The following is a 22,776-nucleotide window of genomic DNA, read 5'->3' as shown; positions in this document are numbered from 1 at the left end:
AGTATCGCAATGCGATACGCGGCTGTTTGGTTGTTTACATTGTCTTAGTTCTATTTAAATGTAACAGAGAGACAGCGGAAACGTAGTCTAATTCAGCGCATGAAAGACAATCTGCCCGCGATCCTGATCACCGGCGCCTCCACTGGCATTGGCAAAGCGTGTGCGCTGCACCTGGCGCAGCGCGGCTGGCGCGTGTTTGCCGGTGTGCGCCGCATGCCGGATGGCCGCAGCCTGGCCGCAGCGGCCAAGAACATTACGCCTGTGATCCTAGACGTGACCAAATCGGCACACATTACCCGCGCCGTGCAGACAATTCAAAAGAGTCTGGGCAGCAGCGGCCTGCAGGCGCTGGTGAACAACGCCGGGATCGCCGTAGCTGGCCCGCTGGAGTTTCTGCCAATCGAAGAATTGCGCTACCAGATGGAGGTCAATTTCATTGGCCAGGTGGCGCTGACCCAGGCCTGTCTGCCGCTGCTGCGGGCCGGGCGCGGGCGGGTGATCAATGTCAGCTCCATCAGCGGCAAAGTGGTTCCGCCCCTGCTGCTGCCGTATTCGGCGTCAAAGTTCGCCTTGGAGGCGTTTACGGATGGCTTGCGGCGCGAACTGCATCCGTGGGGATTACCGGTGGTCTCGATCGTGGCAGGCAGCATAGCGACGCCAATTTGGGAGAAGACGGTGGGTACTGCCAGCCGCATGCGCGGCGATCTGCCGCGCCGGGCGGAGAGCCTGTATGGGCCGATGATGCAACGCGGCTATCGCCGGGCCGAAAATTCGGCGGGGCGCGGTCTGCCTGTTGAGGAGTTCGCCCGTTTGCTTGAGCACATTGTGCTGACCCCGAATCCGCGCACGCGCTACATCATTGGCAGGGGCACTTGGCTGGCGGCCACCCTGGCGCGGCTGCTGCCTGACCGTTGGATGGACCGGCTGCTGCGGCGCAGCTACTGAGGCGGCGCAGAGGGCCGCTACGTATAATGTAAGCGTGCCGATACTTACGGATGGCGCCCTGGAAGTGTTTAGCAACAGCCCAGAGCAGACCCGCCGCCTGGGGATGCAACTGGGCGAGCTGTTGGCGCCCGGCGACGTGATCTGGCTTGAGGGCGACCTGGGCAGCGGCAAAACCACCCTGGTGCAGGGCGTGGCCGCCGGCTGGGGTTCTGTGGACGCGGTCACCAGCCCAACCTTTGTGCTGGTCAATGTGTATCGCCGCCCCAATCGCCAGCAGCTGGCGCATATGGATGCTTATCGTTTAGAGAGCGCCGAAGACGCAGAACAGCTGGACCTTGATGCATTGATGGACCAGGGGCCGCTGGTAGTGGAGTGGGCGCCGCGGATTGCCGCGGCGCTGCCGGCGGAGCGGCTGCGCCTGCAGCTGGAAACGGTGGATGAGACCCGTCGGCACATTCTTATTGAGCCAACAGGCGAGCGTTATCAGAATATGGCGCGTGCCTTCAAAGATGCTGTGTACGGTAACTAAGCATGACCCTGCTAGCCATTGACGCTTCCACCCGCAACACCGGCATCGCCGTCTATGACGGCGTGCAGGTGTTGTATGAGTGCAGCTGGCACAGCGAGCAGTTCCACAGCGTGGAGCTGGCCCCAGCGGTTGAGCTGGGCCTGCAGCGCGCCGGCGTCGGCGCCAAGGGTTTGAGGGCGTTGGCGGTCGCCATCGGCCCGGGTTCGTATACCGGTCTGCGGATCGGATTGGCGTTGGCTAAAGGGCTGGTGTTCGCTCGCAACCTGGCGCTGGTCTCGGTGCCCACGCTGGATGTGCTGGCACATGGCCAGCCCGTGCAGGACCTGCCGATGGCGGCGGTGCTGCAGGCGGGGCGCGGCCGCCTGGGCGTGGGCTGGTATCACGCGGACGGCGGTGTGTGGCAGGCCTCCACCCCGCCCGAACTGCTCACCGCGGCCGAGTTGGCCGAGCGTATTCAGCGGCCCACATATATTTGCGGTGAGCTGAGCGAGTCAGACCGCGCCACCGTCGGACGCAAGTACAAGAACGCGGTGCTGGCCAGCCCGGCCTTGTGCTTGCGCCGCCCCGCCATCCTGGCCGAGATGGGCTGGCAGCGCTGGCAGGCTGGAGAGCTGACTGACCCGGCGGGCCTAAGCCCCGAGTATCTGCAAGCCAGCACTGCGGTGCCGTAGTGAGCCAGGCTGATCTCAACATCCGCCCGATGCGGCTGGAGGATATAGACCAGGTGCATGCGCTGGAGATGGCCATCTTCCCTACCCCGTGGTCACGCAACAGCTATGTATTTGAAATTGAGCAAAACAGCGCCTCACACCAGTGGGTGGTGGAAAGCCAGCCCGGCGGCCAGATAGCTGCCTACATCGTGTGTTGGTTGCTGGGCGGCGATGAGCTGCACATCGCCAACATTGCTGTGGCGCCTGGTTTTCGGCGCCAGGGGTTGGGCAGGGGGCTGCTGGCGCATGTTTTGGCAGCTGGCGCCGAACTTGGCGCCCAGAGTGCCGCGCTGGAGGTGCGGGCCAGCAACCTGGCCGCTCAGCAACTGTATACAGAGTTTGGCTTTGAAGTGGTGGCAGTGCGCAAAGGCTATTATCAGGATAACCACGAGGATGCCTTGCTGCTGCACTTGCCCAGCCTGAAGGCGTATGCAACCCATCAAACCAGCCAAACCCCACTTGATTTTTGAGGGCGAGTCTTACATTAAGACGGGTACTATTAAGCCCGCATTTTTTAGAGACAATCAATAGAGGTTGAATGACTACGATCCGCACTGAACTTGAGGCCAAGTTGACCGAGCGCCGCGCCCGCATGGCGGTATTGGGCATGGGCTACGTGGGCTTGCCGCTGGCAACCGTTTTTGCCGAAGCCGGTTTTGACGTCACGGGCATTGACCCTGACCCGCGCAAGATCGAGGCGCTGCAAAAAGGGGAATCCTATATCGGCGACATCCCCAGTAGCCAGGTGGCCGCGCTGGTGAAGGCTGGCAAGCTGCACGCAAGCGCCACCTTTGAACCGCTGGCCGAGATGGACTTGGTGAGCATCTGTGTGCCCACCCCGCTGCGCAAGACGGGTGACCCGGATCTTTCCTACATTCTTTCGGCCACCGAGCAGTTGGCGAAGCATCTACACTCGGGCATGGTGATCGTGCTCGAGTCCACCACCTACCCCGGCACCACGCGTGAGCTGGTGCTGGAGAAGCTGGAGAGCATCAGCGGTTTGAAGGCGGGTCAGGATTTCTTCCTTGCTTTTTCTCCTGAACGGGTGGACCCGGGCCGCGAGGACTGGACCACGGTCAATATGCCCAAGGTCATCGGCGGTATCACCGCCGCCTGCGGCGAAGTGGCCGCGCTGTGGTACGGGCAGGCGCTCAAGACGGTCATCCCGGTCAGCTCGGCTGAAGTGGCTGAGATGGCCAAGCTGCTGGAGAACACCTTCCGCATGGTGAACATTGGCCTGGTCAACGAGATGGCGATCATGTGCCAGCGCCTGGGCGTGGACGTCTGGGAGGTAATCGACGCGGCGGCCACCAAGCCGTTCGGCTTCATGAAGTTTACGCCGGGGCCGGGTCTGGGCGGCCATTGCATCCCCATCGACCCGCTGTATCTTTCGTGGAAGCTGAAATCCCTAAATTACACGGCGCGCTTCATTGAGCTGGCGTCTGAGATCAATACCAACATGCCGCGCCACGTGGTGAGCCGCGTGCAGGAAGCGCTGAACGAGCATGGCAAGGCGCTGAATGGCAGCAAAGTGCTGATCATCGGCGCGGCGTACAAACCGGACATTGACGACCTGCGCGAATCGCCGGCTCTGGACGTGATCGGCTTGCTAAAAGAAAAGAAGGCCAGCGTCACCTATCACGACCCCTACATTCCGCATGTGGAGCATGATGGTTGGTCAATGGACAGTGTGCCCGACGTGCTGAAGGCCACTGCCGACGCTGATGCTGTGGTGCTGGTGACCAACCACAGGGATTATGACTACCCTGCGCTGCTAAAGAATGCCAAGCTGATCGTAGACACGCGCAACGCCTTTGGTACGTTAGCCAAAAACGACCCCAAGGTGATCAAGCTCTAGTGGCTACCTATTTGCTCACCGGGGCAGCGGGCTTCATTGCCGCCCGCGTAGCGGAGCTGTTTTTGCAAGACGGCCACAGCGTTGTGGGCGTGGATGATCTCAACGATTCTTACGACGTGCGCATGAAGCAGCATCGCTTGCAGGCGCTGCAGACGCACGACAACTTCGAGTTCCACCATATGGATATCGCCGACCGCGATAAAGTGGCCGCCCTAGGGCGGCCGTATGACGCGGTCATCAATCTGGCGGCGCGCGCCGGCGTGCGCGACAGTGTGCGCGACCCGTGGGTTTATATCGCTGCCAACATGGTGGGCACCACCAATCTGCTGGAGTTGTGCAAAACGCACGCGGTTCCCAAGTTCATTCTGGCGTCCACATCCAGTATCTATGGCAACGATGCGCCGCTGCCCACGCCGGAGACGGCGGACAGCAGCCACCCGCTGCAGCCGTATGCGGCCAGCAAAAAGGGCGCCGAGGCGATGTGCCATGCCTATCATTACTTGCATGGCATTGATGTCTCCGTAGTGCGCTACTTCACTGTGTATGGCCCGGCGGGCCGCCCGAACATGTCCATGTTCCGTTTCATGCAATGGATCAGTGAAGGCCGCCCGGTGCTGGTGAATGGCGACGGCGAGCAGAAGCGCGGTTTTACGTATCTGGATGATATTGCGCGTGGCACCATTCTGGCGCTCAAGCCGTTGGGTTACGAGATCATCAATCTGGGCGGCCACGAGACCATTTCCATCAACCAGCTCATCACTATGATGGAAGAGGCGGTGGGCAAGAAGGCCACCATTGAGCACGGCCCCTTTGACAAGGCTGACATGATGGCCAATTGGGCCGATGTCAGCAAGGCTGGGCAGCTGCTGGGCTGGGAGCCGGCGGTGGGCCTGCAGGAAGGCATTGGTCGCATGGTGGCTTGGTACCGGCAGGAGCACAGCTGGGCCAGCCAGATCAACACGGATTAGTATGCAGCGCAGTCCCTTCGATAAACTCAATAAGCTCTATCTGCGTGTCTTTGATTCGGAGTTCATGCGCCGTATTTTGCGCAACTCCAGCTATTTGGTCAGCGCCACCGTGGTCACGGCCGGTATTGGCTTTGTGCAGAACATATTCCAGGCACGCGTGCTGCTGGCCTCCGGTGTGGGTCTGCTGGCGGCCATGGCGGCCTTCACCAATGTGATCAACCGCTTCACCGCCTTTCGTATCGACGAGCTGGTGGTCAAGTATGTGCGCTTATATGTGGAGCGCAACGAGCCGCAGAAGGCTGCCGCGGTGTACAAACTAGCGGCGATGCTGGAGAGCGGCGGTGCGTTGGTAGCCTTTGCTTTGATCTGCATCCTTGCTCCGATGGGCGTCGAGCTTTTTTCGGACCAGAGCGGCGTAGAGACTCTGTTTGTGTTGTACGGCAGCCTGGTGCTTATCAACCTGGCGTATGACAGCTCTGATGGCATTTTGCAGGTGTTCAATCGCTTTGATGCCAAGTCTGTCATTGATGTGTGCCAGAGCCTGTTGCGTCTGGGGCTTACCGTGGGTGTGTTTTTCGCAGGCGGTGGCCTTATGCAAATGATCCTGGCCGAGCTGGCTGGCCGTTTGCTGCGCTCGCTGGCGGTGACGGCGCTGGCCCTGCACACCGCCCAGCGCGAGTGGGGCGCGGGCTGGTGGCGCACGCCGATCAGCGTGCTGCAGAGCGACCGCCGCAGCCTGCTGACCTTTGCCTTCAGCACCAACCTGAGCGCCACCGTGAGCCTCGTGGCCAAAGACAGCGAAGACCTGTGGGTGAACGCGTTCCTGGGCAATGCCAGCGGCGGCATCTATTCGGTTGCTCGCAGCCTGATCGGCTTGTTGCAAATTCCAATCAGTCCATTGCCCTCCACAACCTACCCGGAGCTTTCGCGTGCGGTAGCGCAGGACAATTGGAAGGCGGTGCGTGGCGTGTTGCGCCGTGGTTCGTTCCTGGCGGCTTTGTATTCCCTGCCCGTGGCGGTTGTTCTGGTTTTCTTTGGCCGAAATATCATTGGGCTCATGCAAGGCCCGGACTTCTTGCCGGCGTACGCGCCCCTGGTCATCCTGGCCATTGGCTATACCGTTGTCAATCTTTTCTACTGGAGCCGCGCCGCGTTGTTAGCCTTTAACCGGCCGGTGTATCCCACCTTGGTAAATCTGGCCGGCATGGTGCTCAAAGTGGCGGGCGTCTTCCTGGTTGCGCCGTATGGCGCAGTCGGCTTTGCTGCATTGCTCTCTGGCTATTACATATTCACGGTTGGCCTCTCAGTGCTGCGCATCAATCAAGACCTGCGCCACCATCTGGCGCCTGCGGCGGCCTGAGATGCGGGTTGCCCTGATTGAGCCGGGTCAGCTGCCGGCCCAAACCGCCAACAGCATCCAACGCATGAAGATGGCCCAGGCCCTGGCAGCCACAGGTAACACTGTGCGCGTGTTTGCGCCTGGGCGCGATCCGGATATGAGTTGGGATGCATTTGCCCAGCATTATGGATTGCAGCATGCCTTTGAATTGGAGTGGGTGCCGAACCTGCCCACCCTGCGGCGGTATGACTTTGCCATCAATGTAGTGCGCCGGGCACGGGCCTGGGGGGCGGATGTGCTGTATTCGCGCTCGCCGCAGGCCGCCACCTGGGCGGCGCTGCGCGGGCTGCCCAGCATCTTTGAATTGCATGATGTGCCCATGGGCTTCATGGGTCCGTGGTTGCTGCGCCGCTTTTTGGCGGCGCCGGCCGCCCGCCGCCTGGTGGCGAACACGCAATTTCTGGCAGACACGATCGCGGCTGACTATGACCTGCCAGAGCGTCAGGGATTTCTGCTGATGGCGCCCAACGGCGTGGATCTGGAGCGCTATGCTGATTTGCCGCAGCCTGCAGAGGCCCGCAAGCAGCTTGGCCTGCCCGAAGGTTTCACGGTGGGCTATACCGGCCATCTGTACCCGGGGCGCGGGCTGGACATGATGTTGGAGTTGGCGACGACACTGCCGGAGATGCGCTTCTTGCTGGTGGGCGGAAAGCCGGCGGATGTAGAGCTAGCCCGCCAACGGGCGGCCAGCCTGCCAAACATCACGCTGACTGGCTTTGTAGCCAATGCGGAGCTGCCGCGCTACCAAGCCGCCGCCGATGTGCTGATCATGCCGTACAGCCAACAGGTATCCGGGTCCTCTGGCGGCGACATTGCACCCTACCTCAACCCGATGAAAATGTTCGAATATTTGGCGTGCGCCCGTCCTATCGTGACGAGCGACTTGCCGATACTGCGCGAAATTCTGAGCGAGGACAATGCCGTTATCCTGCCCAGCCAGGATGTGGCTGCCTGGGCGCAGGCGCTGCGCCAGTTGGCGGCCGAGCCTGCCCGCCGGGCAGCCCTGGCCGCCGCCGCCCGGCGCGTGGCGGAGCAAAATACCTGGCAGCAGCGCGCCGCTCGTTTGCTGGCTGGCCTACGTTAGAATTAGCCAGATTTCCACGAGGAGAGAATAGTGTCTGTTGCATTGATCACCGGCATCACCGGCCAGGACGGCTCGTATCTGGCTGAATTGCTGCTAAAGAAGAATTACAAGGTTGTCGGCATGGTGCGCCGTTCGAGCACACTCACGTTTGAGCGCATTGCCGATATTCAAGATGACATCATCATTGAGCAGGGCGATCTGCATGATCAATCCTCCCTGGTGGATCTGCTCGAACGCTACCAGCCCACTGAGATCTACAATCTGGCGGCGCAATCATTTGTGCCCACGTCATGGAACCAGCCGGTGCTCACCGGTGAGGTGACCGGACTGGGTGTTACGCGCTTGCTGGAAGCCATTCGCCAGGTTGTGCCGCAGGCGCGCTTCTATCAGGCCTCCTCGTCTGAGATGTTTGGCAAGGTGCTGGAAGTGCCGCAGAGCGAAGACACCCCGTTCTATCCCCGCAGCCCTTACGGCGTGGCCAAGGCCTACGGCCACTACATTACGGTCAACTACCGCGAGTCGCACGATATGTTTGCCGTCTCCGGCATTTTGTTCAACCACGAGAGCCCGCGCCGCGGCCTTGAGTTCGTGACCCGAAAGGTGTCGCACAATGTGGCGCGCATTAAGCATGGCCTGCAAAAGACCCTGCCGATGGGTAATCTGGAAGCACAGCGCGATTGGGGCTTTGCCGGCGATTACGTCGAAGCCATGTGGATGATGCTGCAGCGCGAGCAGCCCGACGACTTCGTCATCGGCACGGGCGTTACCCAATCCGTACGTCGTTTATGCGAGCTGGCGTTCGCCCGCGTGGGCCTGGACTACAAGGATTTCGTCACCAGCGATGAGAGCCTGTTTCGCCCAGCGGAAGTAGACTTGCTGATCGCTGACCCCACCAAGGCCAAGACCACGCTGGGCTGGCAGCCCAAGGTGGACTTTGAGGGCTTGGTCAATATGATGGTCGACGCCGATATGGAGCGCGTGGCCGCCAAGCTCAAGCAGTGATCGGTGTAGCGCACCGCAGGTTACGGAACCTTGCCGGCGATAAAATCAAATGATGTCCTCAGCAGGAGCGAATGTACTGGTTTCGTAACGGCAGCAGCTTGGATCTTTTGCCCTGGCTGCTGGCTTTTTTGCTTGCCTGGCTGGGTGGCTGGTTGCTGGCTTCGCACGCATTCAAGCTCAGCAAGCAAGAGCGTTTGATCGCCGGCCTGGGCCTCGGTGTAGTACTGAGTGCCTGGCTGGCGAATCTGGTCGGCCGTTGGTTGCCAGCCCATCTCACGTTTTGGGTGGCGCCAGCTTTGCTTCTACTGTTCGGCGCTTTAGCCGCCTGGCGAAGCCCACAGAGACCGATTTTAGAGCGCAAAGATCTGCAGATCTGGCCCTGGCTAGTTGCCGGGCTTGGGTTTGTATGGCTGTTTCTGTTGTGGAGCAAGGGGCTGGCGCTCTTTGACGAACACAAGAACCTCTCGCTCATTTCGGTGATCGGCAACGGCCAGATCCCGCCCTTGTATCAAGAACCGAACTTTTATCTGGCGTATCACTACGGTTTCCACCTATTCGCTGGCAGCCTGATGCAGCTCGGCAAGATGCTGCCGTGGAGCGCATTCGATACCGCCAAGTCGCTGGCTTGGGGCATCAGCCTCTTGCTGGCGGCCGTGCTTGGCCGCCGCATGACCGGCAGCGCCTTGGGCGGCTGGGCCACCGCCGCGGTCCTGGCGCTGGCCAGCGGAACGCGCTACCTGCTATTGATGCTGCCGCCCGGCATACTGCTGCGCGCCGATGGGTTGATCCAACTGCAAGGCACCAGCGCGTTGATCGGCCAGCCCTTTTCGCAAGCCTTACTGGCCGGCTGGCTGGTGGATGGCGGCCCGTCAATGCCGTATCCGTTTGCATTCTTGAATGGCATCCTGCAACCGTATGTGATGGCGCATCAGGGGCCAACGACGTTTTCGGTACTTGTCTTTATCTTGTTGTGGCTGTTGTTGCCGCGTGTCAACGGCCGCGGCTCCGTTTTGGTCCTGGCGCCTGTGTTTGCCATGTGGGCCCTGGTATGGGAGAGCAGCTATGCCTTGTTCGCACTGGGCTTGATTGGCTTCGCGGTTGTGTATTACATGCGCACACGTTCGCTAGCGCTGCCCTATTTACCCGCGGCCCTGGCCGCGCTGGTGCTTTCGGCCCCGATGGTGCTGCTGCAAGGTGGCACCTTCACCGAGATGGCGCGCGCCATGTTGAGTTCGGTGACTGGCAGCATGCAGACTGCCAGTGGTCTGCTGGCAATGCTGTTGCCGCACACCGCAGCGCTGCCCACAGAGGCGGCGGATATTCTGGGCTTCTCGTTACGTTGGCCCCCGGCCATCGTATCTTCGCATCTGGGGCCGCTACGCTTATTCTCGCCCGTCGAGTTGCTGGTGGCCTTGTTTGAGCTTGGCCCGATCATGCTGTTTGCGCCGTTGCTCACCGCTTGGGCCTGGCGGCGCGCCAAAGCAGGGCAATGGGAACTGGGTGCGCTCACGATTGCGGCCTGGGTCGGGCTGCTTATGCCGATCGTGTTTGCCTATGAGTCTGATCGTGATATCTCCCGCCTCACCAGCCAGGCTTTGCTGATCTGGGGGCTGATGCTGGTCTTTGCCGTTGCGGACCAGGCAGTTCGCTGGCGCCCGCAATTGCGCATTGCTGGCATGGCTGCGTTGGTCCTGGCTTGCCTAGGAGGCTTGTTCGTGGCTGGCATTCAGATGACGGCAGCCTCCAGCACGCAATTAGGCGACGGATTCGATAAACTGGATGCCGATCTCTCTGCCCAAGTGTGGGGCACGTTGCCTACGTATGCGCGCCTGTTCGGCCCCCTCGGTTCCACCACGATCCTGTCAGGCCGTCTGGCCGGGCAGCTGCTCGACCAGGCACCGGAAGGTTCAACCTGGGATATTCTAGAGACCCGACCCACGCTGGAGATGCTTCGTCTGCATAGTTTTGACCACATATATATAGACAGCCGATGGTGGAACAGCTTGCCAGCTGAGATACGCGCAAGTTCCGATCTGGATGCCGAATGCATTGAGACCCGGGCTGAAGTTTGGGATAATGCACGGGTTAATTACCGCCGCCTGTTGGATCTGAGTAAATGTAACTAATGCCAACTGTAAAGAAACAACGCCCGGCTTCTCGCAAGACCGCCCCAATGTGGGTGTCTGTAGTTGTGCCTGTGTACAACGAGGTAAAGAACGTGCCCCTGCTGCATCAGCAGATCACCGCGGCATTTCGCAATGCCAGGTACGCCTGGGAACTGGTGCTGGTGGATGACGGCAGCAGCGATGGCAGCTTGCAGGCGATGGAAGTGCTGGCGGCGCGCGATCCCAAACACACTCGCGTGGTTGCCTTGCGCCGCAATTTTGGGCAAACTGCGGCGATCTCTGCCGGTATTGACTATTCCACCGGGGAGATCATTGTGCTGATGGATGGCGACCTGCAAAATGACCCGGCCGACATACCCAAGTTGCTAGCTGAGATCGAGAAGGGCTTTGATGTGGTTAGCGGCTGGCGCAAGTTCCGCAAAGATAACTTCATTACGCGCACGCTGCCATCCATGATCGCCAATGCGCTCATCTCGCGCGTGACAGGCGTGGTCTTGCATGACTACGGCTGCACGCTAAAGGCCTATCGACGGGAAGTGTTGACTGGCTTCAGGCTATATGGCGAAATGCACCGCTTCATTCCGGCTTATGCCGGGTATGTGGGCGCCACGATCACCGAAGTGCCCGTGCAGCATCACCCGCGCAAGTTTGGCCGCAGCAAGTATGGCCTGGAACGCACCATCAAGGTGATTCTCGACCTATTCACGGTCAAGTTCTTGAGCGGGTTTGCGAACAAGCCCATTTATCTATTTGGCGGTGTGGGGATTGGCTTCAGCGGTATCGGTTTACTGGGCCTGCTCTTTCTCTTCGTACGCAAATTCCTGATCGGTTCTGGGGTGGTGGATTCTCCAGTGTTCATTCTGAGCGCGCTGCTGTTTGCGATCGGCGTACAGTCCATCCTGCTCGGGTTGATCGCAGAGATGATGGTGCGCACCTATCACGAGTCACAATCCAAACCCATTTACCGGGTTCGCTACATAATCAATGAGCCAAAGCGGTAGCGCCACGCCACGCGCCAACTGGCTACGTGTTCTCTCCACCCTGGCCGCGCTGGCTTTGATGGTGTATCTGCTGCGCCAACACTGGGCTGAGATCACCGAAGCGATCACGCGCATTGAACCTGGCCGCTTTGCGCTGGCCATGGGCTTCATGCTGATCTCGCGCCTGGCAGTGTCCGGGCGCTGGCATGTCTTACTGCGCGCCGCAGGCATCCCGATCCCTTGGCAACAAAGCATCCGCATCACTCTGGCTGGCTTGTTTGCGGGCAACTTTTTGCCCAGCACGGTGGGCGGCGATGTAGCCCGCCTGGCGGGCGCGCTGCAGCAAGGCTACGACTCGGCGGTGTCTGCCGCGTCCTTGCTGGTGGACCGCCTGGTGGGGCTGGTTGGCATGGCATTGGCGGTACCGGTGGGCGTACAGAAGTTGCTCGCCAGCGGGCTCTTGCATGCCTCCAGCGTGAATGTGGCCAGAAGCTTCGCCGCAGGCGGCCTGCTGGGCAAGCTGCTGGTTTGGGTGCGCTCGATCGTTTCGCGGGTAATGAAAGCTGTCCGTTTGTGGCTCTCGCATCCCAGGGCGCTGTTGAGTTCACTGTTTTTCACATTGGTCCATATGGCATGCATCTTTGCAGCCATGTACATCCTGCTGGAAGACCTGCATGACCCCTTGCCGTTATGGACGATCGCCGGCTTGTGGAGCCTGGTGTACCTCATCACCCTGGTGCCCTTCACCATCAATGCGTTGGGCTTGCAGGAGATCAGCATCACCTTCGCCTTTAGCCAACTGGGCGGAGTCTCAGAGCCGCACAGTCTGATGTTTGCAGTATTGGTGCGCTTGATGTTTATGCTGGCCAGTCTGCCGGGGGCTTTGTTCCTTTCGGATGTGCTGCCGGGGATCTCCAAAGCCCAGCCGTTGCTTAAGAAGCTTGGTTTATGAAGCTGAGGTTCTCGTTCTCATCAGTTGATGTTGCCTATTCTCTAAAACTAGGCCTGCCTCTGCTGTGCCTGCTGTTTGGGTTGACCACGCAGCAGTTCGGCTTGCAGATCACGCAAATGGAGCTGATCTTTACGTCAGCCCGTTTTCGTGGAGCGTTCTACGCGCTGCAGGCTATTACAGCCGCACTCGGTTTTCTGGCCCTGTATGCCTGGTTGGGTGGCGCGCCGCGCTTGCTGGGTTGGCTTAGCCGCCTGCAAGCCTGGTTGCGGCGCCCGCCTGGTCCCTGGTTGGCAGCGCGCGCCCTGATGATTTTTGCGCTTACCTATCCCATTTTGCTGTTTGGTTTCTACGGAAACTTTCTGGTCCAGCTCTTTCCGCGCTTACTGAGTTTTGTGATTTTGTTGCTGCTTGGCGCCGGTTTGCTGGCGGTATGGCGCGGCGGCAATTGGCTTCGCCAGTTGCCGCTGGCGGCCGTATACCTGGCTGCCTGGTACTGTGCAGCCACCTTCTTGAATTTGGTGAATGCGTATCCCTTCTCGCTTGAGTGGTCCGAGGTGAGCCGGTTTTACCAGGCCTCGTTCTACTTCAGCGAGCAGGTGTATGGGGTTCGGTTGCCCTTGCCGATCACGCACCCTACACGCTACCTGCTGCAATCCTTGCCCTTCCTGTGGGCCGAGTCGCCGCTGTGGTTGCACCGCTTGTGGCAGGCCCTTTTATGGTCAGCCATGCCACTGCTGACAAGCTATCTGCTTGCCCGCCGCCTGACACTAGGCAAATGGCGCTGGCCTTTTGTTGCATTCTCGTTTCTTTATCTGATGCAAGGCGCGGTGTTTTATCACTTGCTACCGGCTATTTTTATAGTGCTATGGGGTTTTGACGCTAAACGCCCTGGGCGAAGCCTGGCTTTCACAGTCGCCGCTTCAATTTGGGCGGGTTTGAGCCGAATCAACTGGCTGCCGGTGCCCGGCGCCTTGGCAGCCCTGCTCTACCTGCTTGAAGTTGCCTGGCCCGCCAGACAACAGGTCTGGCGTTACCTACGACAGCCCGTGCTGCTGGGCGCTGTGGGCTTGGCCGCGGCTGCCGCGGCGTACGCCATCTATATCGCCAGTTCCGGCGTCGCCGACCCCGGCCAGTTTGGCTCGGCGTTTACGTCTGATTTGCTTTGGCGGCGGCTGTGGCCAATGCAGGAGTTTCCGCTTGGCGTTTTGCCCGGCATTCTTCTGGTTTCATTGCCACTGGTGCTCGTGATCCTTATCCGCCTGCGCCAGAGCCACACTGCATTGGGGCCGTTGCGCGCCGCGATCATCTTTATCATTCTGGCGGTGTTGTTTGCCGGCGGGCTGGTGGTGAGCGTCAAGATCGGCGGCGGCACCAACTTGCACAACATGGATGCCTACATGGTGCTGTTGTGGGTGCTGGCCGCCTACATGCTGGCTGGCGACTATGCACCCCAAAAGGGCAAACCTGCCGATCTGCGCCTGCCGACTTGGCTGCTGGCCTTGCTGGTGAGTATCCCAGTGCTTTTCGCGGTCTACAGTGGTGGCCCGCTGAACTTGCCGCGCGATGAGGTGGCAGAGGCCACCCTGACCGAGATTCAGCAATTGGTCGCCGAGCACACTGCGCGGGGTGAGGAAGTGCTGTTCATCTCTCAGCGACATTTGCTGACCTATCACATGGTGGATGCGCCATTGGTGCACGAGTACGAGAAACTTTTCTTGATGGAGATGGCGATCTCCGACAATCAGCCATATCTGCTCCGTTTCTGGGACAACCTGGAAGAACATCGCTTTGCATTGATCATTACGGACCCATTGCACGATTACATCTACACTGAAAGTCAGGATGATCTGGCAGCGGAGAACAATGCCTGGGTGCAGCATGTGTCTGTGCCGGTGCTTTGCGCATACGACACGCTACGCCTCTATCCGGAGCTTGGCATCGAGATCCTGCAGCCACGTATTCCCAAATGTGATTCGTAGATGCCAGCTGAGCACATCCTGATCGTCAATAGTGAATACCCGCCGATTGGTGGCGGCGCGGGCAACGCCAGCGCCCAGCTGGCTCGCCATCTGGCGCAGCTGGGCCGGCGCGTCACGGTGCTGACGGCACGCTTTGCTGGCTTGCCTCATGACGAGCAGCAAGAAGATGTGCGCGTGGTGCGCCTGCCTGCTTTGCGCTCCAGGCAAGATCGGTCCGGCACAATCGAGCAGATCTCCTTCCTGCTCTCGGCAGCCTTGCTGGGCCTGCCGTGGGTGCTGCGTTTACGCCCGCAGGCAGTCATCGCTTTCTTCGGCGCGCCGAGCGGTGCGGCCGTGTGGTTCTGGTCTTTCTTTGCATCCATTCCCTACATCGTCAGCCTGCGCGGGGGTGATGTGCCCGGCTTCCGCCCGTATGATTTTGCGCGGCAGCACCGACTGCTGGCGCCGCTGCTGCGTTGGGTCTGGCGCAGAGCCCGCGCCGTGGTGGCCAATAGCCAGGGCTTGCGCGACCTCGGTGCAGCGTTTGAGCCCAAAGTGCCGATCGCCGTTATCCCTAATGGAGTGGACTTCGAGCAATTCCAGGCCGGCGAGCGCCAATGGCAGCCGGCCCGCCTGCTGTTCGTGGGCCGGGTGGTGTATCAAAAGGGGCTGGATGTGCTGCTGGACGCATTGGGTGGGCTGACTGAACGCGAATGGAGCCTGACGATCGTGGGTGATGGCCCGCGACGCGGCGATTTGCAGGCACAAGCCGCGCGTCTGGGCATCGCTGAGCGCATCACGTTTTCGGGGTGGAAGACGGGGGCCGAGTTGGCCGCCGCATATTCTGAAGCTAACTTGTTTGCCTACGCCTCGCGCCACGAGGGTATGCCCAATGCGCTGCTCGAGGCGATGGCGAGTGGCTTGCCAGCCGTGGCCACCCGCATTGCCGGCAATGAGGAACTGGTGGCGGATGGCGAAACGGGGCTGCTGGTGCCCAGCGAGGACCCGGCTGCCCTGCGAGCCGCGCTGGCGAAGATTATTGACGACGTCGCGCTGCGCCAAAGCTTCGGGGCAGCAGCGCGCAAGCGCGTGCAGACAAGATATAGTTGGCACACCGTGGCCAGCCAGTATGCAAACCTGCTGGACCAGGCCACGGCGGACTGACCCATGTGTGGCATTTGTGGCATTGCAGACGGCAACGGGCGCAGCCTGGACAAGGCGGCTTTGCATCGGCTTAATACCGCTATCGCTCACCGCGGGCCGGATGGTGAAGGCTATTACGCACACAACGGCATCGGTCTTGGCATGCGCCGTCTGGCCATCATTGATGTAGCCGGCAGCGACCAGCCTATTTTCAACGAAGACGAATCCATCGCCATTGTTTTCAATGGCGAGATCTACAGCTACCAGCACCTGCGCGAAGGTTTATTGCAGCGCGGCCACCAGTTGCGCACCAATGGCGATACCGAGTGCATCGTGCATTTGTATGAAGAAGAAGGGCCGCAATGTTTGCGCCACTTGCGCGGCATGTTTGCCCTGGCCTTGTGGGACGAGAACCGCCAGCGCCTGCTGCTGGCGCGCGATCGGCTGGGCAAGAAGCCCATTTTCTACACGGTGCAGGATGGCAAACTGTATTGGGCCGCCGAACTGAAGCCGCTCTTGAGCGTGCTGCCGCGCCAGCCTGAACTCAACCTGGCGGCGATCGACCAGTACCTGAGCCTGCAATACATCCCCGAACCCTATACCGCCTATGAGGGCATATACAAGCTGCCTGCCGCCAGCTTCGCCATCTGGGAGCGCGGCCAGCTGCACATCGAGCGCTATTGGGACCCGAACTTTGAACCCAAGCACGCTGCCAGCGAATACGCATTGAGCGAAGAGCTGCGCGAGATCGCCGCCGAGTCGGTGCGTTTGCGCCTCATCAGCGAGGTGCCCCTGGGTGCCCATTTGAGCGGCGGCATAGACTCCAGCATTGTGGTGGCGTTGATGGCGGAGGCCAGCAGCGGCCCGGTCAAAACCTTCTCGGTGGGTTTTGAGGAGAGCAATTTCTCTGAGCTGCCCTTGGCGCGTCAGGTGGCGGAACGTTATGGCACTGACCATCACGAATTCACTCTTACCTTTGGTGATATTCCCTCCACACTTGAAACACTCCTGCAGCACTTCGGCGAGCCGTTCGCTGACCCTTCGGCGCTGCCGCTGTATCACCTCTCGCGCCTGACTCGCCAACACGTCACCGTGGCGCTGAATGGCGACGGCGGCGATGAATCCTTCGCCGGCTATCCGCGCTATTGGCTTGACCCGCTGGCGGACCGCTACCTGCGCCTGCCCAAGGCAGTCACGCGCAGTATGGTGCCGGCGCTGGCCGGCGCGCTGCCGGATGCAGGCGACCGGCCGGTGGGCCGCGGGCTGAGCAACGGCATCAAGCGCCTTCCACAGCTCACCGAAGTGGATGAGCGCGCCAGCCTGCTGCGCTGGTCTTCATATTTCACCGTGGCGCAGAAGGCTGCGTTGTGGAAGCCTGCAATTGCCACAGGGCTTAACTTGCGCCAGGCGGAGCAGGATATGGCGGCGATCTACGCTTCCGCTCCGGCGCGCACGCGGCTGGACCGCACGCTATACACCGACATGAAAACTTACCTGCCCGGCGCGCTGCTGGTCAAGGCTGACCGCATGACGATGGCGCACGCACTCGAAGGTCGCTCCCCGTTCCTCGACCACACGCTGGTGGAGTGGGCAGCGCGCCTGCCGGTGCGCTATAAACTGCGCGGCCGCCAGGGCAAGTATCTGCTGCGCAAGGCCTTTGCTGACAAACTGCCCGCCGATGTGCTGGCGCACGGCAAGCAGGGTTTTGGCATCCCGGTGGGCGCCTGGCTGCGCGGCCCGCTGGAAGGCTGGCTGCGCCAGCTGCTGCTGGCGCCGGATGCCCCGCTGGCGGCCTGGTTCGAGCGGGATGCGTTGGCGCAATTGATCGCCCAGCACCAGGCTGGCAAGCAGGATCATGGCAAGCGCCTGTGGGCGCTTGCCTGCCTTGCTCTATGGGCAAGGCAAAATGAAACCGCGCTATAATCATGGCCTTGAAATTATCTGGAGTTTGGTGGTGTTTCCAAACTCCAAAAGCTGCCGCAGGCAGCGTATGGGCGCGTAGCTCAGCTGGTTAGAGCGTTGCGTTGACATCGCAAAGGTCGTAGGTTCGAGTCCTATCGCGCCCACAGCATCATCCTTCTGTTCCCCCCCGCAACCTGAACTTCTCCCCAGACTTACCGCTTAGATAGCACGGCTTCCGCCAGCAACCTGGGCCGCGGTTGACCTGCCAATCCCCTTCTGCTAGAATGCCAGCACGCATGGTTAAGCACGCGCTTTACGTGTACGCCTATTATTACGCTGAGACCACTCCGGCGGCTTTGCCCTGCGTTCTGTTGGAAGACTAGTTCGAAACACGCTCGTAATCCCAAAGACCACAGGCTGGCGGCCTGTGGTCTTTTTTGTTTGCCTGGAGGAAAGATGGCATTGCCACGTAGTGAAGTTGTGTCGGTGCGCCGGCGCGAAATGGCGTTCAGCGAGGAACAGAACGCGGTATGGCGCGATCTGTATGTGCGCCAGCTGCCCAATGTGCAGCAGTATGCCTGCGCCGATTATCTGCGCGGCTTCGAATTGCTGGCTTTGCCGGCTGAACGCATTCCACAACTGAAGGATCTGAATGCGGTGATCACACCGCGTACGGGCTGGAGCACGGTGCGCACGCAGGTGCGCTACTCGGATGCCGTGCCGTGGTATCACCACTTTGCCAAACGCCAATTCCTGATCACGGACTACATGCGCGGCCGACACGAGATGGATTTCACGCCCGAGCCGGACATGTTCCACGATATCTTTGGGCACTTGCCGTTCATGGTGCTGCCGGAGTACACCGCGCTGCAGGACCTGTTTGCGCCGGCGTTCCTGCGGGCTACGGATGCCCAACGCGAGACCATCAAGCGCCTGGCGTGGTTCAGCACCGAGTTCGGTCTGATCCGGGAGGCGGGCGAGCTCAAGATCTTTGGGGCGGGTCTGATCTCTTCGTTTGGTGAGATCCAACATGTGATGGCGGGCAATACACCGGTGCGGCCGTTCACCGTCGCGAATGTGATCGGTTACGAGAAGGCCATCTATACGTTCAATGAGGTGCTGTTCGTGATCGATTCGGTCGAGGCACTCAAGGCTGAATTGGCCCACTATTTTGACACTTTGGGTTGAGCTGTGGCTGTGCTTACAAAAAGTTATTATTGCGCGAAAGGGGAGGGGGTTAAAACTTATAAGTAATAACTTTTCGGCGTCCGATGACATGCCATGCTTGTAACAAAGAAACGGCAACAACAGCCTGTTTAGGTCTAAAAATCAAGTGGCTGGACAGAGCGCCGAGGCTGATTAGCCCCCGGCGATGGCGCCCATGACGATGAAGGGCTCGCGCCCCTCGACGATGGCGGTCGGCAGCGGCACGTCAGTAGGCGCGAACGAGATGTCTTCCTGGCAGGCGAAGTAGCGCAGGTAGGCGCGGCGTTGCTTGCTGGCATGGTCTCGAATGGTGCCGCGCAGCATGGGGTAGGCGGCCTCGAGCGCATCGAGGGTGCGCTCAACTGTGACCGGCGCCTCGACGGCGAGCTCGACCTCGGCGCCGACGCTGGCGAGGTTGCGCAGGTGGTAGGGGATCTGGACGCGGACCATAGCGAAAGAGCTTACTGCACGAAGACCAGCAGAACGCCGACGGGGTCGATCACATGCAGGACATGGAAACGGCCGTCGATCAGCTCGGGCGGCTTGACGCGAACGCTGTCCTTGAACTCGGGCTGCGTTGCCACTTGCTGAGCCAACTCATGCCAGGGCTGCACGTCATCCACCTCGATCAGGAGCATGAAGTCTCGGCCCAGTCCTTGACGTAGTAGTCCTGCAGACGGAACTCGAAACCGTTCAATTCAAAATCGACCGTGCCGCCCCAGCCGGGAGTCTTGTTGAAACCGAGGGCGGTATAGAAGCGCTGGGAGAGCTCAAAATCCCGGGCGGGCACATAAGATTTGAGGCTCTTGATGGCCGGCACGGCTATTTCAGCGTTTGCACTTCGATGGATTTGACCGCAGGCAAGTTCTCGGCGATGGCGAGCCAATTGTCGCCACCATCCGGCGAGACGTAGACCTGACCGCCGGTGGTGCCGAAGTACACGCCGCATTCGTCGAGCGTGTCCACCGCCATGGCGTCACGCAGCACGTTGACATAGCAATCCTTCTGGGGCAGGCCGTTGGTGAGGGCTTCCCATTCGTCGCCGCCCTTGCTGCGATAGACGCGCAGCTTGCCATCCGGCGGGTAGTGTTCGCTGTCGCTCTTGATGGGGACAACATAGATGGTCTGCGGGTCGTGGGCGTGCACATCCACCACGAAGCCGAAATCGCTGGGCAGATTGCCGCTGATCTCGCGCCAAGTGTCGCCGGAGTCATCGCTGCGCATCACATCCCAGTGCTTTTGCATGAAGAGCACGTTGGGGTGGCTGGGGTGCATGGCGATGTGGTGCACGCAGTGGCCCACCTCTGATTCTGGATCCGGCAGGAAGTTGGATTTGAGGCCTTTGGTGATGGTCTTCCAAGACTCGCCGCCGTCGTCGCTGCGGAAGGCGCCCGCGGCCGAGATGGCGGTGACGATGCGCTGCGGGTCATTGGGATCAAGGATGATGGTGTGCAGGCACAGGCCGCCGGCGCCGGGCATCCATTGTGAACCTGTGCGGTGGTCGCGCAGGCCGGCCAGCTCGGCCCAGGTTGCCCCGCCGTCTGTGGACTTGAACAGGGCGGCATCCTCCACCCCAGCGTACAGGGTATCGACATCGTGGTAAGAGGGCTCGAAATGCCAGACGCGTTTGAAATCCCAGGGGTGAGGCGTGCCGTCGTACCACTGGTGCGTGCCGGGCTTGCTGGCGTAGGCGAACTCGTTGCCCACCGCGGCCCAGGTCTTGCCGCCGTCATCACTGCGGTGGACGACCTGACCGAACCAGTCGTCGGTCTGGGAGGCCCAGATGCGGTCAGGGTTGATGGGCGAACCTTTGAGGTGATAGATGGGCAGGCCGCCGAAGAAGGGGCCGCTGATCTGCCAGTTCTTGCGGGCGGCATCGCTGGTGGCGATGAAGGCGCCTTTGTGGGTACCGATGAGGACGCGTACGTTAGGCATGGTGGTCTCCTGTGTGAGGCAATTTTAGTTCACAAGATACTTCAGTTGCGCTTACGCATATCTGCCACCACCGCCACCGTTCGCAGCAGCCCGCCCGGCGGCCCAAAGGGCAGCACAAAGCCAGCCCAATAGGCGAATTCGAAGGGTATCAGGGCGAAGGCCAGCCAGCGGCCGGCGGGCTTGTTAGCCCACAGCAGCAGCCCGCAGACAACCTCCACCGCGCAGACCAGCACGAAGCCGGCGATCAGCGGCCAGCTGGTGAACAGGCCAAACTGCTCGAAGAATGGACCCGTCTCGTGGGTGGGGAAGCTCATGAAGCGCCAGGCGAAGCCGTAGCGGGCGAAATACCAAGTGCCGTAGGCCGCCGGCAACCCGAAGCCGAGCCCGCTGAGCAGCGCCATGAGTGCGGCGAACTTGCGCATGGGCAGAGTGTACTAGACAACAAAAAAGCCGCTGGCATTTGCCAGCGGCTTTTTATATGGAAGAGCAGCGGTTAGCCGTGAGCGGCCGACCGGTTGCGAAGCAGCAGGATGGCGGCAAGGCACAGCAGGGCGGGAGCGATGAGTTGGCTTGTATTGATCATATCCAGCCCGGCTTGAATTCCGAAGCCGCTAGTGGCGCCGCCGCGTGACCACCAGTACCTCTGAAAGCCCAGGGTGATGACTGCGACCACGGGCAGCAAGAAACTTGCCAGGGCTAAGACCCAGGCGGTTGCCGGGCGCTGTTTGCGCAGTCCGAGAGCGTAGATGCCCAGGCCAGTCATGAATACAAGATACGCGGCAGGGTATACCCACCATGGTAGTGCGTTGCGTAAGGCGAAAGCCGCTCCAGCGGTGAGTGCGCCCACGGTGCTGATGAGTAGCACAGTCCTCGCATGGGCATCAGTCTTGCCAAGCTGCCAGACCCCGGCCGCCAGCAACAGGTAGCTGAGCGGCATGCCGAACAGCCGCGTGTATTCGATCCAGCCGTCTGGCCCACCCAGCGGGTCGTCGTAGGTCAGTTCGAGGCGGCCACTGGCAATCACGACCAGCAGGATGGCGGCGCCAGCCAGAAGCAATAAGCTGGCGCGGCGTTGTGTTTGTTCTTTGTGCATATTCCCAACCTCCTTTATGCGCTCTTCGAGCGCGGTCTTGCAAACATCCAGCAGGGTGCTGGCCCACAGCCTAAGCAATGCGGCCGCATTGCTGTGCTGGGCGGCCTCGCGGCTGCAGTCCGCGAAGAGCTGGGCCATGTGGGCGCCATACGCCTGCCGGTATGTGCGCGGGTAGAGTTTCAGCAGCTGTGTGAATACTTGCTGCGAAAACCGTATCGCTTTGGCGTGTGCAATGGGCGTTGGCATACATCCCTAGTCGCAGTTCGGCACTCCCAGGAAGCACGGCATCTGGTCAGCCACCAACGTGAACCAGCCAATGACGACGCCAACCAGGATCACGCCACGCACCAGCAGCGAAGCCCAGTTCGTTTTTGAATTCTTGCTGGTGCGCAAGTTTTTGGCGATGGGGAATAGGATGGCGGCAGTGACGGCGGCCATGAGCCACATGATGCCGAAGAGCGGGAAAGGGAAATTGTCCCCGTAGCTTCTGCGGTTTACCAGCTCCATGATCACGAAGGGCACGGTGCCCAGCAGGCCAATAAGCGCAGACAAGCCCGTGGGAGCTCCATACAGCCATAAGCCGAACAGCATCAACACAAGCGAAACCCCGCTCACGATGCCCGCGCTGGCGGGAATGGGCAAGGAGCTCGGGTCCACTCCGATCGCACCCAGCAGGGTGATAACTGCAAGCGGAAGGCAGAGGACGAAAGCGATCTTCGCCCGGGTTCTTGGGTCTAAAAGGATCTTGCTCATGTTCATCTCCTTGCGATGTTCTTCAAGAGCGGTTTTGAACAGGTCTGGCACGGTCGCCAGCCACAGGCCGGCCAGGCCGCGGGCGCCGGATGTGGCCAGCGCTTCGCGGCTGCTATCGTGGAAGACCTGCGCCACCTGCGCGCCGAAGGTTTGGCGGAAGTTGTGCGGATAAATGCGCAACAGGCGCACAAACCAGCGCTGTGAAGCGGCTAACGGAGTCTGTTTCATAGCTT

Annotated in this window: 23 protein-coding genes and 1 tRNA gene; 17 read left to right on the top strand and 7 right to left on the bottom strand. The window is 60.6% G+C overall.

Annotation, left to right across the window (positions count from 1 at the left end; genetic code table 11):
• The first annotated feature begins 99 nt into the window (after positions 1-99).
• From KIT08_05575 to KIT08_05495, 17 genes are all read left to right on the top strand, one after another.
• The gene (locus KIT08_05575) at positions 100-945 is read left to right on the top strand and encodes an SDR family oxidoreductase (protein UYN90704.1); all 846 of its coding nucleotides are present in this window, start codon (positions 100-102) and stop codon (positions 943-945) included.
• Between the two features lie 34 nt (positions 946-979).
• Positions 980-1,474, top strand: a complete 495-nt coding sequence (gene tsaE, locus KIT08_05570; GenBank protein ID UYN90703.1) for a tRNA (adenosine(37)-N6)-threonylcarbamoyltransferase complex ATPase subunit type 1 TsaE — start codon at positions 980-982, stop codon at positions 1,472-1,474.
• A 2-nt stretch (positions 1,475-1,476) separates the two neighbouring features.
• On the top strand, positions 1,477-2,145 hold the full coding sequence (gene tsaB, locus KIT08_05565) for a tRNA (adenosine(37)-N6)-threonylcarbamoyltransferase complex dimerization subunit type 1 TsaB (protein ID UYN90702.1): 669 nt from the start codon (positions 1,477-1,479) through the stop codon (positions 2,143-2,145).
• Positions 2,145-2,654, top strand: a complete 510-nt coding sequence (rimI, locus tag KIT08_05560; GenBank protein UYN90701.1) for a ribosomal protein S18-alanine N-acetyltransferase — start codon at positions 2,145-2,147, stop codon at positions 2,652-2,654. Before tsaB ends, rimI begins: the two co-directional genes overlap by 1 nt.
• A gap of 68 nt (positions 2,655-2,722) precedes the next feature.
• Complete coding sequence (locus KIT08_05555; protein UYN90700.1) at positions 2,723-4,042, top strand: nucleotide sugar dehydrogenase; 1,320 nt, start codon at positions 2,723-2,725, stop codon at positions 4,040-4,042.
• Positions 4,042-5,010, top strand: a complete 969-nt coding sequence (locus tag KIT08_05550) for a GDP-mannose 4,6-dehydratase (GenBank protein ID UYN90699.1) — start codon at positions 4,042-4,044, stop codon at positions 5,008-5,010. The genes KIT08_05555 and KIT08_05550 overlap by 1 nt, the downstream gene beginning before the upstream one ends.
• Before the next feature lies 1 nt (position 5,011).
• Positions 5,012-6,370, top strand: coding sequence for an oligosaccharide flippase family protein (locus KIT08_05545; GenBank protein UYN90698.1), 1,359 nt, complete (start codon positions 5,012-5,014; stop codon positions 6,368-6,370).
• Between the two features lies 1 nt (position 6,371).
• The gene (locus tag KIT08_05540; GenBank protein ID UYN90697.1) at positions 6,372-7,493 is read left to right on the top strand and encodes a glycosyltransferase; all 1,122 of its coding nucleotides are present in this window, start codon (positions 6,372-6,374) and stop codon (positions 7,491-7,493) included.
• Positions 7,494-7,523: 30 nt separating this feature from the next.
• A complete protein-coding gene (gene gmd / locus KIT08_05535; GenBank protein ID UYN90696.1) occupies positions 7,524-8,495 on the top strand; it encodes a GDP-mannose 4,6-dehydratase in 972 nt (323 codons plus the stop codon).
• Between the two features lie 71 nt (positions 8,496-8,566).
• Complete coding sequence (locus tag KIT08_05530) at positions 8,567-10,621, top strand: hypothetical protein (GenBank protein ID UYN90695.1); 2,055 nt, start codon at positions 8,567-8,569, stop codon at positions 10,619-10,621.
• Complete coding sequence (locus tag KIT08_05525) at positions 10,621-11,622, top strand: glycosyltransferase family 2 protein (protein UYN90694.1); 1,002 nt, start codon at positions 10,621-10,623, stop codon at positions 11,620-11,622. Before KIT08_05530 ends, KIT08_05525 begins: the two co-directional genes overlap by 1 nt.
• The gene (locus tag KIT08_05520; GenBank protein UYN90693.1) at positions 11,606-12,553 is read left to right on the top strand and encodes a flippase-like domain-containing protein; all 948 of its coding nucleotides are present in this window, start codon (positions 11,606-11,608) and stop codon (positions 12,551-12,553) included. The genes KIT08_05525 and KIT08_05520 overlap by 17 nt, the downstream gene beginning before the upstream one ends.
• Positions 12,550-14,532 (top strand): hypothetical protein, encoded by a 1,983-nt coding sequence (locus KIT08_05515; protein ID UYN90692.1) that lies wholly within the window; start codon positions 12,550-12,552, stop codon positions 14,530-14,532. Before KIT08_05520 ends, KIT08_05515 begins: the two co-directional genes overlap by 4 nt.
• Positions 14,533-15,675, top strand: a complete 1,143-nt coding sequence (locus KIT08_05510; GenBank protein ID UYN90691.1) for a glycosyltransferase family 4 protein — start codon at positions 14,533-14,535, stop codon at positions 15,673-15,675.
• A 3-nt stretch (positions 15,676-15,678) separates the two neighbouring features.
• Complete coding sequence (gene asnB / locus KIT08_05505) at positions 15,679-17,577, top strand: asparagine synthase (glutamine-hydrolyzing) (protein ID UYN90690.1); 1,899 nt, start codon at positions 15,679-15,681, stop codon at positions 17,575-17,577.
• Between the two features lie 69 nt (positions 17,578-17,646).
• Positions 17,647-17,720: transfer RNA gene (locus KIT08_05500), tRNA-Val, on the top strand.
• Positions 17,721-18,012: 292 nt separating this feature from the next.
• Positions 18,013-18,744, top strand: coding sequence for a hypothetical protein (locus KIT08_05495; protein ID UYN90689.1), 732 nt, complete (start codon positions 18,013-18,015; stop codon positions 18,742-18,744).
• Between the two features lie 171 nt (positions 18,745-18,915).
• Here KIT08_05495 and KIT08_05490 read toward each other — a convergent pair whose 3' ends face one another.
• The 7 genes from KIT08_05490 to KIT08_05460 all read right to left on the bottom strand — a co-directional run bounded on the left by KIT08_05490 (position 18,916) and on the right by KIT08_05460 (position 22,771).
• Entirely contained in the window at positions 18,916-19,212 is a 297-nt protein-coding gene (locus KIT08_05490; GenBank protein ID UYN90688.1) for a MoaD/ThiS family protein, read from the bottom strand.
• A gap of 11 nt (positions 19,213-19,223) precedes the next feature.
• Positions 19,224-19,400: a hypothetical protein gene (locus KIT08_05485; protein UYN90687.1), complete on the bottom strand. Its 177-nt coding sequence runs from the start codon at positions 19,398-19,400 to the stop codon at positions 19,224-19,226.
• Complete coding sequence (locus tag KIT08_05480; GenBank protein ID UYN90686.1) at positions 19,391-19,582, bottom strand: hypothetical protein; 192 nt, start codon at positions 19,580-19,582, stop codon at positions 19,391-19,393. Before KIT08_05480 ends, KIT08_05485 begins: the two co-directional genes overlap by 10 nt.
• A 2-nt stretch (positions 19,583-19,584) precedes the next feature.
• Positions 19,585-20,697 (bottom strand): hypothetical protein, encoded by a 1,113-nt coding sequence (locus KIT08_05475; GenBank protein ID UYN90685.1) that lies wholly within the window; start codon positions 20,695-20,697, stop codon positions 19,585-19,587.
• Positions 20,698-20,738: 41 nt separating this feature from the next.
• A complete protein-coding gene (locus KIT08_05470; GenBank protein UYN90684.1) occupies positions 20,739-21,119 on the bottom strand; it encodes a hypothetical protein in 381 nt (126 codons plus the stop codon).
• Between the two features lie 71 nt (positions 21,120-21,190).
• Positions 21,191-21,928, bottom strand: coding sequence for a hypothetical protein (locus KIT08_05465; GenBank protein ID UYN90683.1), 738 nt, complete (start codon positions 21,926-21,928; stop codon positions 21,191-21,193).
• Between the two features lie 114 nt (positions 21,929-22,042).
• Positions 22,043-22,771: a hypothetical protein gene (locus KIT08_05460; GenBank protein UYN90682.1), complete on the bottom strand. Its 729-nt coding sequence runs from the start codon at positions 22,769-22,771 to the stop codon at positions 22,043-22,045.
• Positions 22,772-22,776 lie beyond the last annotated feature (5 nt).

It is taken from the genome of Anaerolineales bacterium, from assembly GCA_025808555.1.
Lineage (GTDB): Bacteria > Chloroflexota > Anaerolineae > Anaerolineales > UBA11579 > JAMCZK01.
Note: the sequence above shows the minus strand (reverse complement) of the source record. Positions and strands in the feature narration are given on the sequence as shown.